Here is an 11476-nt window from a genome sequence, read left to right on the forward strand (position 1 = left end):
CGGTTAATAAATTATCAATAACCATTATTCTTGTTTTTTTATATTTCATTAAAATTTTCCTTATAATTATAAACAAAAAGTAATGTTATTTACAAATTTACATCACATTAAAAATAACCCAGAAATGAAACTTCTAAATTGCATTTCTGGGTTATTAATGTTATAAAGCTATTTGTAATATGTATTATGACCATTACTAAGTATATATGAATCATTTGGAGCCTGTACACTAATTAAAATAATGTTCAATAAATCAACACAAGATCCACCAGCATTTAATAAACATAAGAAACAAAGAAATCCATTTAATACTCCTAAATTACTTAAAATTATTGGAAAAATAAAAGATAATATTAAATAAGGCATTACAGAAATAATTATAAATCTACTTTTTTTTACCTTTTCTTCAGTATAAATAAAAGCAAACATTCCATTAAATCCCCAATATGTCCTATTTGACTTTAATATTTTTGGAATAAATAAAGCATGAAGTAATTCATGTATAATTAAAAAAATGATAATAGTAATTAAATATATGAATATATTAAAATTTAAAGTTAACTGTAATTTTAAACCGCTACTTCCATTGATAAGTTCTCTAAAAGGTTGATATAAAAAGTAAATAAGTGTTAATTCAATAAAAAAAGAAATAATCATAATCGGCAAAGAATAAAAAATAGCGGATTTAACATCTTTAGGCTCTTTTAGCTTTTTCCAACCATCTAGCAATAAATTTTCACATACTAATTTATCTGTAGATGGAATGCATTTTATATATTTCAACTTAACCCCTCCCTAAAAACAAATACTATACAATTATATTTTTACATATATTTATAAATACCACAATTTCAAAAATTAAACTGTGGTATTTTAAATTAATATAGAGCTTTTAGATTATTTTTGTTCAAAAGACATAAGATATTCCCTTTCTTTTGTATCTTCATTAATAAGCTCTTCTAAAACAACAAAACCATTTTTATTGTAGAAGTTTATTGCTCTTTGATTTTTTATAAAAACGTTCAGTGTTAAATAGTGATATTTAGCCTTACAATAATCTATTAATTTTTGTCCTACACCATCTCTTTGGTAATATTTTTTAACAAAAATTCCACCTATATAATTATTTTCAACTACACCTATAAAACCTTTAACAACATCATCCTCTTCAAATATATAAACATCAGCTTCTTTAAGTAACTCCCTAACTAAATCATAATTTTTAATCCAATACTCCTTACATATAAAATCATGAGCATCTATATTAGTTTCTAACCAAATTTTCATTACTTCTTCTAACTTATTTATATTTGAATTTAAATCTATTATCATACTCTTTCTCCTCAATTTATATAAATTTTAAAAGTAAGAGTTTAAGCACTCATTAAGTTCACCCTTTCTAAGAATATATTTATGGAAATTCTATCTTTAGATTAAATAATTTTACTTACCTTTAAAATTATATACTAAAAATAAAAAACATGATATTGCAATTAATTTAATTACAATATCATATTTTTTTATTTAAATTATAAATATGGCTACCAAAGTAGTTACAACTATTCCAATTACCACTGGTTTAAAGTTCTTCTTAGTAAGCTCAAAAGGATCTATACCGCATATTGCTGCTACTGGTATTACAGCCCAAGGAACTATAGTTCCTCCACCAACCCATATTCCAACTAATTGGCCTAAAGCTGTAAGTGTTTCTATTCCTCCACCTAAGGCAGTTGAGAATATTTGTGAAACAGATCCAACTAGTGATATCCCTGAAAATCCAGAACCATCTAAACCTGTTATGGCACCTACTACAGAAAGTGTACTTGCTGAAACAACTGAATTTATAGGTACTAAATTAGCAAGGGCAAGTCCTAAATCATTTACTATCCCATGAGAAACTTCAGGAAGTATCTTTCCAAAAATTTCATTAAATGCTGAATCACCTAAATAGAAAAATGCAGCAACTGGTATAACAACACCAAATATTTTAAAACCAAATCGCAATCCTTTTACAAGATTTTCTGTTACTTTTTCAAGAGATTCTTTTTTATATGATACTACAGAAACTAAACTTAATATAAATACTGCAGTACCACCAATAAGAGCTGTTGCATCATTTCCCTGAAGATTTGCCTTAAACATTATAATTAAATCTAAAGCAAATAATACTAAAATTAAAAAGGCTAAAGCTCTTCTTACTTTTTTTGATGATATAGCAATTTTATTTTCATTACTATTTTCTTCATAATTAATGTTATCTTCTATAGTCATTGATCCTGATTTAATGTCTTTTCTAAGGTAATAAAACGCAACAGTAGTGGTTACAACCCCCATTGTTATTGCAAGGGGAACACTAGCTGAAATAACACTTCCTATAGGTATACCAGCTGCATCTGCAGTAAGTTTTGGTGCAGCTTGAATAATGTAATCACTTGATAATGCAATACCATGTCCAAATAAATTCATAGCTATTGCAACTCCCATAGCAGGAAGTCCAGCTTTTTTAGCTAAAGGTAAAAACAAAGCACCTATAAGCGCTACTGCTGGTGATGGCCAGAAGAACCATGACAAAATCATCATAACTATGCCAATAACCCAGTAAGCAATCCAATAATTTTTAATTACTCCTTTAAAAGGAGAAACTATCTCATCATTTATACCTGAATCAATTAAAGACCTACTCATAGCTGTTACAACAGAAATAATAAAGATTGTCGGCATGAGCTCCTTTGTAGCATATACAAAACTATTAAAAATACCCATAGTTGCCTTTGAAAGAGATTGTGTTCCCATAAGGCCCAATATGAATATACCCAATATACAAATTAAAGATATATCTCTTTTCTTTACCATAGCAATTATAATAACTATAATAAAAATAAGATAAATGTAGTGTAGTGGTGTTAATGTTACGTTTATCATGTATGTCTCCACTCTATTAATTACTATAGTATAAATAATATGATACTTACTGTTGCTTCGTTACAGAATAATAGTCAGAAAAATACATAATTCTAATTAATACTACTTTTTGTTATGATAAATACTACTTTTTTATATCTAATATACCTCTATATAAAAGACCAAATAACTTCCTAAAGCCCCAAATAATTAAAAAGATAATAGTTAATTTGCCACTTCAAATTGACTATAATAAAGAGAAGCATAAAATCCATTTTGTGCTAGAAGATTTTCATGATTTCCTCTTTCTACAATATCACCATCTTTAACAACTAAAATCATATCGGCATTTTGGATAGTCGATAATCTATGAGCTATTATAAAACTTGTTTTATCCTTCATAAGTCTTGATAAAGCTTTTTGTATTTCTACTTCTGTCCTTGTATCTACACTTGAAGTAGCTTCATCTAATATCATAATTGTAGGATTTGTCAGCATAGCACGAGCAATTGTTAAAAGTTGCATTTGTCCTTGAGAAACGTTTGATGTTTCACTAGAAATTACTGTATCATATCCATGCTCTAATGTACGAATAAAATGGTCACAGCTAGCAGCTTTTGCAGCAGCTATTATTTCTTCAAGTGTAGCATCCATCCTACCATATGCAATATTTTCGGCTATTGTACCTTCAAATAGCCATGTATCTTGAAGTACCATACCAATTTGTCTACGTAATGTATTTCTAGGTATATCCTTAATATTAATTCCATCAATTGATATAGTTCCTTCATTTAATTCATAAAAACGCATAATTAAGTTAATTAATGTAGTTTTTCCTCCTCCTGTTGGTCCAACAATAGCTACCATTTCATTTGGTTTTACTTCAAGATTTAAATCTTTTATTAAAGTTTTTTCAGCAGTATATCCAAATTTTACATTTTTAAAATCTACCTTTCCCATGGATATAGGATGTTCATTAAATGAAAGCTCATTGAATTTATTATCTGAAATTTCTTCTTCTTCATCTAATAGTTCAAAAACTCTTTCAGCTCCAGCAATAGCAGATTGTAAAGACATAATAACATAAGAAGCTTGAGTAACAGGCTCAGAAACTTGATTTACGTATTGTAAAAATGCCTGAATTCCACCTAAGGAAATTTGTCCATTAAGTGTCATTATTCCACCTACAATTGCTGTTGTTACAAAACCTAATTGACTTAAAAATCTAATGGTTGGATATATAGCAAAATCCACAAATTGAGCTCTTCTATTTGCCTCAAATTGTTTTTTATTAAGCTCAGTAACTTCTTCAATTATATTATTTTGTTGATTAAAGACTTTGATAATACGATTACCAGAATACACTTCTTCAATTTTTCCACTTAAGTCGCCCATAGCAGCATAATTTTCTGCATAATAACGTTGACTTAAACTTGATACATAGTTAGTTGCAATTGCACTAATTCCAAGGAATATAAAAATTAATAAAGATAGTTTTAAATTTAATATAAGCATTGAAATAATTGTAAGTACAATTGTAAAACAAGAAGATATAAACTGCATAAATCCAACTTGCATCACTAGGGATACTTTTTCAAGATCATTTGTTACCCTGCTCATAATATCTCCTGTTTTATGTGAATCAAAGTATTTTAGTGGAAGTCTATTTAATTTTTTACTAATTTCTTTACGTAATGAAAGAGTTAAATTTTCACCAATACTAGATATTATATATTGCTGAACATAAGAAAGAAAACTGCTAAAAATAGAAGCTAGTACTAACATTAAAACTGGCATAGCTAGTGCATCTGTCACCATTGATAAAACACTCACAGATCCATCAAAATTACGAATTGCATTTACTAAATTATTAATAGCTGATCCAACAATAAGTGGAATAATTGCATAAGCCGCACTGCTAAGCAATGAAGATATTCCTACAATTATTAACTTCTTACTTTGTGTTTTTAATTGGCTCATTAGCCTTTTAATAGTCTTTTTTGTGTTTTGAGGAATATCCTCGCTAAATGTCATTGTATCTTTTTTCTTATTTTTATCCTTCTTCATAAAATCAAGCCTCCTTTATATTCATTTGACTTTTAGCAATTGCTTGATATACAGAACAATTTTTCATTAGTTCATCATGTTTCCCAATACCAACTAGATTCCCTTCATCTAATACAAGTATTTGATCTGCATCCATAATTGTACTCACCCTTTGAGCAATTATTATCTTAGCTGCATCCGTCATGTTTTCTTTAAGTGATTTACGAAGTGCTGCATCTGTTTTTAAATCCAAAGCAGAAAAGCTATCATCAAAAATATAAATTGGTACTTTTCTTATAAGAGCTCTTGCAATAGATAAACGTTGTTTTTGTCCACCTGAGAAATTTGAACCACCTTGAGACACTTCAGATTGTAACCCTTTAGGCAATTTATTAACAAAAGATTCTGATTGAGAAATACTTAATGCTTTCTTCATATCTTCTTTAGTTGCTTCTTTATATCCCATTTTTAGGTTATCCTCAATTGTTCCACTAAACAAAAATGCTTTTTGAGGAATATAACCAATTGTATTTCTTAATTCATTTTGTGAAAGATTTCTTATATCCATACCATTTATACGAATTTCTCCTTGGTCTATGTCATGTAGTCTTAGAATAAGATTAGCAATAGTGCTTTTACCAGAGCCTGTACTTCCAATAATGGCTGTAGTCTCACCTTTATTACATGAAAATGATAAATTGCTAATAACTGGTTCTTCTGCTCCATGATAAAAGAAAGATACATTTTCAAATTCAACTACTGCATGCTTATCTTTTGTACATTGCTTTTCTATATCCGAATCCTGAATCTCTGGATTAATTTCTAAAACTTCCTCTATACGATCAAGACATGATTTCATTTTAGGAAGATTAACACTTGTTGTTGTAGCCATTATTAAATAGCTTAATGTAATAATAGAATATTCAGTTACAGCAGTTATTTGGCCAATTTCCATTGTACCCTTCATGGAAAGAATTCCACCTATCCAAACTATAATAGCTATTGAAAGACCAATCATAAGCCATATTATAGGATTTAATATAGCAAATAGCTTATTTAGTTTTATCATATCTGTAGCATAGCTTTTAAAAGCTTTACCTGATCTACCTTCTTCATATTTTTCATTTCCAAATGCACGAATAACACGAATTCCAGTAATAGATTCCCTTATTACTTGATTAATATGATCTAGTTTAGATTGAACCCTTTTAGAAATAAATATTGATTTCTTAAGTACTAATCCAGAAAAAGCAATAAATATTATCACAGATAAAATAAGTATTAAGGCTAAAGAAAAGCTAGTGTATGCTGTCATGATAATAGATGTACCAATAATAAGTGGAGCTGGAACTATAAGCTGCAAAGCTAACCCAAAGTTCTGTTGCAAATTAGAAATATCTGAAGTTGTACGTGTTATCATAGATGAAACTCCAATAGTATCAAATTCATGAATAGATAACTCCTGACTCTTACGGAAAATCTTATCTCTTAAGTAATATCCAAAAACTGCAGCAAGATCTGCAGAATAATAACTTCCAAGTACAGCTGCAATTGTTGTTATTAAAAGAACTATTATCATTTGAACCCCTATATGAAGAATTTCATTCATATCACCTTTCAAAATTCCATTGTCTACAATTCCTGCTATTAAATATGGAATTAGTAATGTTCCTACTACTTGTCCAAAAAGCATAATTAATGTTATTCCTACTTTACTTTTGCTTTCTTTTAGGAATAGTTTTAAATACTTCATAGTTTACCTCCGTTATGTAAGTAATTTTGCAAAAATTTCATTTCAGTGGTATTATAAAGCTTAAAGTAACTTTAATGTCAATAGTATAATTAAAAATTGGAGGTACTTATGAAAGATAAATCTAATATGCAAATTAAAGAATTTTCTGCTCTTACAGGTATTAAACGTGAAAATTTAAGATACTATGATCAAATAGGATTGTTATCACCAGAATTTCGTGGTGAAAATGGCTACCGATACTATACTAGAAATCAGTTAACTACAGCATATTTAATTATATCTCTTAGAGAAATTGGAATTGGAATTGATGAGATAAAAAGATATATTGATATACGTACTCCAGAAGAAATGTTTACTTTATTTAGTGCACAAAAAAAACATATATTAACTGAAATAAAAAAGCTTAAACGTATATTAGAAGTTATGCAACTTTATGTTGATATGGCAGAAGATGCTATTAGATATAAAGAAAATAGCATAAATATTGAGTACAAAAAGAAAGAACCTATTTTCCTAGGCCCAAAAATTTCTAAAGATTCTATAGATGCATCACAAGATGAATCTGCTATTTCATTTTATAATTTTGCGGCTGAAAATGGAATTGATATAGGTTATCCCCTTGGTGCTATTGTTAGTAAAGAAGATATTGAATTAGGAAATCCTTTATATGCAATTCAATATTATTTTAAAGCTATAAATGAGCAAAAATCATATAAACCTGAAGGCAAATATGCAGTTTTTTATGGAAGATGTGCTTATGGAGAATCTGATGATCTTTATGAAAAATTATATAAATTTATTAAAGAAAATAATTTGCGTATTTGCAGTAATGCCTATGAGGAATATCCCCTAAACGAACTTTCAACTAAAGATGAAAGTAAGTACTGTGTTAAAATAGAAATAATGGTGGAGAGTGATGATCGGTAGTTTTGTTGTAAAAACAAAACTACCGACTGTTTTTTCATAAATAGCTAGTAGTTTTAAGTAATATACTATATAAATTTTGGAGGAAACTATAGAACTTAAAGGATTTCTAAAATAACAGCTTAAGATAAATCCTATTCTATTTCTACTCTTACCTGTTGTTTTTGTAATAATCTTAGCATTAAATTTACAATTATTCTTTCTTTAAGTTTAGTAGCTTCTTGTTTTGTTGTAGTTTCATTGCTTAAAATTGGATTTCTATTAATATCAACTTCAATAAAATTTGCTTTTACTAGTTCAACAAATGGCTTTTCATTAAAGACTTCTGTAAATACTAAACCTTGTTCATACTGCTCACAATCAATCACTGAATCTTTGTAAGCATCACATATTTTAGGTCTACCATTAAAAAATTCAACTTCATTTATAGTAGTGTTTTCAGTAAAAATTGGTGGTCTAGTATAAGTGATTCTAGTAGTAAAATTAAATGGCACTTCAACTGTACAGTATTTTATATTTCCAGAACTATTTTCTACTTTTTCTTCAGTATAAGTTTTAGATTCATACTCAATATTATTCCTTATAAAACCTGTGACAAATAACATTCCTGAATTATTCTCCGAAATATTTGATGGAAAAGGAATAAGACGGGATTTAATTAAAAATACATTTATTTTAATTAATTTAATTTCATTAACTTCTTGGTCTAATGTGATAGTATCTTCAACAGAAATTGTTATATTTGTTTCTGCTAATATAATAGGTAAGTTAGCATATAATCCTTTTGTTGAAATATTAATATTTTTAGATGATTCTTCTTTTACAATAGTATTATAGTTCTCCTCTATAAGCTTTTGGTCATCTAATTCTAATAATTTTTTATCACTTGCTTTTACAGATTCTTTAGCTTCCCCTTCATTTATTTCTTTATCACTTTCTTCTAGAAGTTCATTACTATTTTCTTCTACGAATTCTTTATCACTTTCTTTTAGGACTTCTTTATCATTTTCTTCACATAATTCTTCATAAATTTCTTCTAATAATTCTCCCTTAGGTGAATCTTTAATAGTAATACTAGTATTACTATTATTATCTAAGTACTCATTATTAGATAAATCATTCTTTTTATATTCTAAGTTATTTTCTTTAATATTAACCTCTTGAAATTCGGAGATACTTTTTTTTATTCCAAAGTTATTTGTATTACTATCTTCTATGTTAAGAGTTTTAAAAAAATCAAAAAACTCACTTTGTGTAGTATTAATAATATCCTTATTTTCTTTAGGATGTTTTTCATCACTTTTTTTATTATATAAATAATACTTATTTTGGTTTTCAATATATTCTTCATAGTTCTTTTGCATATACACATATTGTTTATTCTGCATCTTAATATATTCTTCATACTTATTTTTCATATAAATATACTGCTGATTTTGCTTTTTAATATATTCTTCATAATTCTTTTTCATATATATATAATACCTATTTAGTCTTCTAACATATTCTTCATATTGCTTTATCTTAAGTTGATTATAATTTTGCCTTGAATAGTATCTCCTTTCCATAATATCTCCTCCACTTAAGAATTTAATAAAATAAGCGTATAATTAACTCATTTTAAAACAGACCTAAAAATTTTCTTAGTAAGCCTTAAGTCTGTAATATATTATCAAATAATATTAAATTTTTAGATTTATATATATTTAATAATTATAATGCTGTAATTCTTACTTGTTGTTTTTGTAATACCTTTAATGTTAAATTTACTACTGCTTTTTCTATAAGCTTAGTAACATTATCTTCTGTAGGAGTTGTGCTGTTTAATACTTTATCTGTATGAATATCAACTTCAATAATATCTGCTCTTACTAATTCAGTAAAAGGTTTTTCATTAAAGAATTCTGTAAAGAAAAGACTCTGATCACAAGTATTGCATCCAATCACTTTATCCAAGCAATCATCACAATCATTAAGATTATCTGTAAAAAAATCTAATTTACTTGGTGTAGTCTTTTCGTCAAAAACTGGTTCTCTAATGAAATTAATCCTTGTTGTAAAATTAAAAGGTACTTCAACTGTGCAATGTCTTATATCACCATAAACACTTTTACTTCCTGGTATGCTATAAGTTTGTGTTACATACTCAATATTATTTCTTATAAAACCTTTTATAAATAGTATTCCAGTACCAGGTTGATCATCTTGAGAAAATGGAATAATTCGAGACTGACCCAGAAATACATTCTTTTTAATTCGTTTAATTTCCATAGCTAATTTATCTAATGTGATAGTAGCTTCAACAGGAATTGTTATATTTATTTCTGCTAATACAACTGGAATTTTAGCAAATATAGGCCCAGATGAAATAACATCAGGAGTTACAGGTGTTTCTTTAGTTAGTGATTGAACTTGAGAATTAACAGTTGCACAAGGAGCTGTTATGATTTTACATTCATTTGTATTTTCTTTAATTTCATTCATTCTAATGTATCCTCCATTTTTAGCTAATTTAAATGTAACTAGGTAACTATCTAATGTATAATATACAAATTTCCCCTTTTATGTACTAGAATAAATAAAAAGCTATTATATTTAAAAAAATATTAAAATTCTAATTGTATGTTTGTTTATTTCAAAACTCAAAAAAATCCTCAGCAAAACTTATATTAAGTATTACTGAGGACATACTTATTCTAATATATTATTATATTGTGATTAGGCAAGGTCATAAATTTATTTTATAAGTCAATTCTTAAATCTGTATTTCTATTAAACTAAAGCTGTAACTCTTACTTGTTGATTTTGTAATACTTTCAATGTTAAATTAACAACTACTTTTTCTGTAAGCTTAGTGAAAAGTTGTTCTGTAGGAATTTCACAGTCCTTATATGGATCTGTGTGAATATCAACTTCAGCGATATCTGCTCTTACTAATTCAGTAAAAGGTTTTTCATTAAAGAATTCTGAATTGAAAAGTCCTTGATCACAAACATTACGTCCAATAACTGGATCTGCACAAGCATCGCAACTCTTATTCTTATCTGAGAAAAATTCTACTTCAAGTGAAGGTGTATTTGTAATAAATATTGGTGGTCTAAGGAAAGTAATTCTTGTTGTAAAGTTAAAAGGCACTTCAACTGTACAATGTCTTATATCGCCACAGATATTAGGAGATCCATGCCTATTGCAAGTTTTAGTTGCATATTCTATATTCTTTCTTATAAAACCAGCTATAAATAGTATTCCAGTACCAAATAAACCATCTTGAGAAAATGGAATAACCCTAGATTGATTTAAATATACATTCTTTCTAATTCTCTTAATTTCTATTGCTGGATGATCTAATTTAATAGTAGCTTCTACTGGTATTGTTATATTAGTTTCAGCTATTACAACTGGAACCTTAACAACTACTGGTCCTGGTGCAATAACGCTAGGAGCTACAGAAGCTTGCTCAGTTAAAGATTGTTGTAGAGTTTTAACCTCTGCACAGTGTCCTACTAAAGCTGCACTTTCAACTACATTTTCATTCGTATTCATTTTGTTATCATTCATAATAACACTTCCTCCGTTTTTATCTAGTTAAGATATCGTTAGTAAACCTTATATTATATAATATATAAAATACATATTTTTGTGCATATTTCTAAATTAAAATACCTACATAATGTGAAAATTAACCCTCTCCAATCTTTTAACCCTTTCACTACTTTATTTGGCAAAATGTGGTCTGCCCCCTAAAAAGTAGACATTATTAAAAAGGATATATCATTGTGAATTACAAAAATGGCTTCGATATTTAATTGGAGCCATATTTTTTAACCTTTTTTGAAATCTAATATTATTATA

General features: G+C 27.5%; 8 protein-coding genes and 1 pseudogene. 1 reads left to right on the forward strand and 8 read right to left on the reverse strand.

Annotated features, from left to right (window positions below):
* Window positions 1–168: 168 nt before the first annotated feature.
* The 5 genes from J2Z25_RS15645 to J2Z25_RS15665 all read right to left on the reverse strand — a co-directional run bounded on the left by J2Z25_RS15645 (window position 169) and on the right by J2Z25_RS15665 (window position 6700).
* Entirely contained in the window at window positions 169–783 is a 615-nt protein-coding gene (locus J2Z25_RS15645; protein ID WP_209741241.1) for a DUF3267 domain-containing protein, read from the reverse strand.
* 114 nt (window positions 784–897) lie between these two features.
* Window positions 898–1332, reverse strand: coding sequence for an N-acetyltransferase (locus J2Z25_RS15650; protein ID WP_209741242.1), 435 nt, complete (start codon window positions 1330–1332; stop codon window positions 898–900).
* Window positions 1333–1524: 192 nt separating this feature from the next.
* On the reverse strand, window positions 1525–2922 hold the full coding sequence (locus J2Z25_RS15655) for a TRAP transporter large permease subunit (RefSeq protein ID WP_209741243.1): 1398 nt from the start codon (window positions 2920–2922) through the stop codon (window positions 1525–1527).
* A gap of 204 nt (window positions 2923–3126) precedes the next feature.
* The gene (locus tag J2Z25_RS15660) at window positions 3127–4968 is read right to left on the reverse strand and encodes an ABC transporter ATP-binding protein (protein WP_209741244.1); all 1842 of its coding nucleotides are present in this window, start codon (window positions 4966–4968) and stop codon (window positions 3127–3129) included.
* Between the two features lie 4 nt (window positions 4969–4972).
* On the reverse strand, window positions 4973–6700 hold the full coding sequence (locus J2Z25_RS15665) for an ABC transporter ATP-binding protein (protein ID WP_209741245.1): 1728 nt from the start codon (window positions 6698–6700) through the stop codon (window positions 4973–4975).
* A 108-nt stretch (window positions 6701–6808) separates the two neighbouring features.
* Here J2Z25_RS15665 and J2Z25_RS15670 point away from each other — a divergent pair, with 108 nt between their 5' ends.
* Window positions 6809–7627: a MerR family transcriptional regulator gene (locus J2Z25_RS15670; protein WP_209741246.1), complete on the forward strand. Its 819-nt coding sequence runs from the start codon at window positions 6809–6811 to the stop codon at window positions 7625–7627.
* Window positions 7628–7758: 131 nt separating this feature from the next.
* On the opposite strand, the gene J2Z25_RS15675 is transcribed toward J2Z25_RS15670, so the two are convergent.
* The 3 genes and pseudogenes from J2Z25_RS15675 to J2Z25_RS15685 form a co-directional block, all read right to left on the reverse strand.
* Window positions 7759–9192 carry a CsxC family protein gene (locus J2Z25_RS15675; protein ID WP_209741247.1) on the reverse strand — a complete coding sequence of 478 codons (1434 nt, stop codon included), beginning with the start codon at window positions 9190–9192 and terminating at the stop codon, window positions 7759–7761.
* A gap of 145 nt (window positions 9193–9337) precedes the next feature.
* Window positions 9338–10135: pseudogene (locus tag J2Z25_RS15680) on the reverse strand (CsxC family protein); the annotation flags it as partial.
* Between the two features lie 261 nt (window positions 10136–10396).
* Entirely contained in the window at window positions 10397–11182 is a 786-nt protein-coding gene (locus J2Z25_RS15685; protein ID WP_099346453.1) for a CsxC family protein, read from the reverse strand.
* Window positions 11183–11476 lie beyond the last annotated feature (294 nt).

The organism is Clostridium tertium (genome assembly GCF_017873245.1).
Lineage (GTDB): Bacteria > Bacillota > Clostridia > Clostridiales > Clostridiaceae > Clostridium > Clostridium tertium.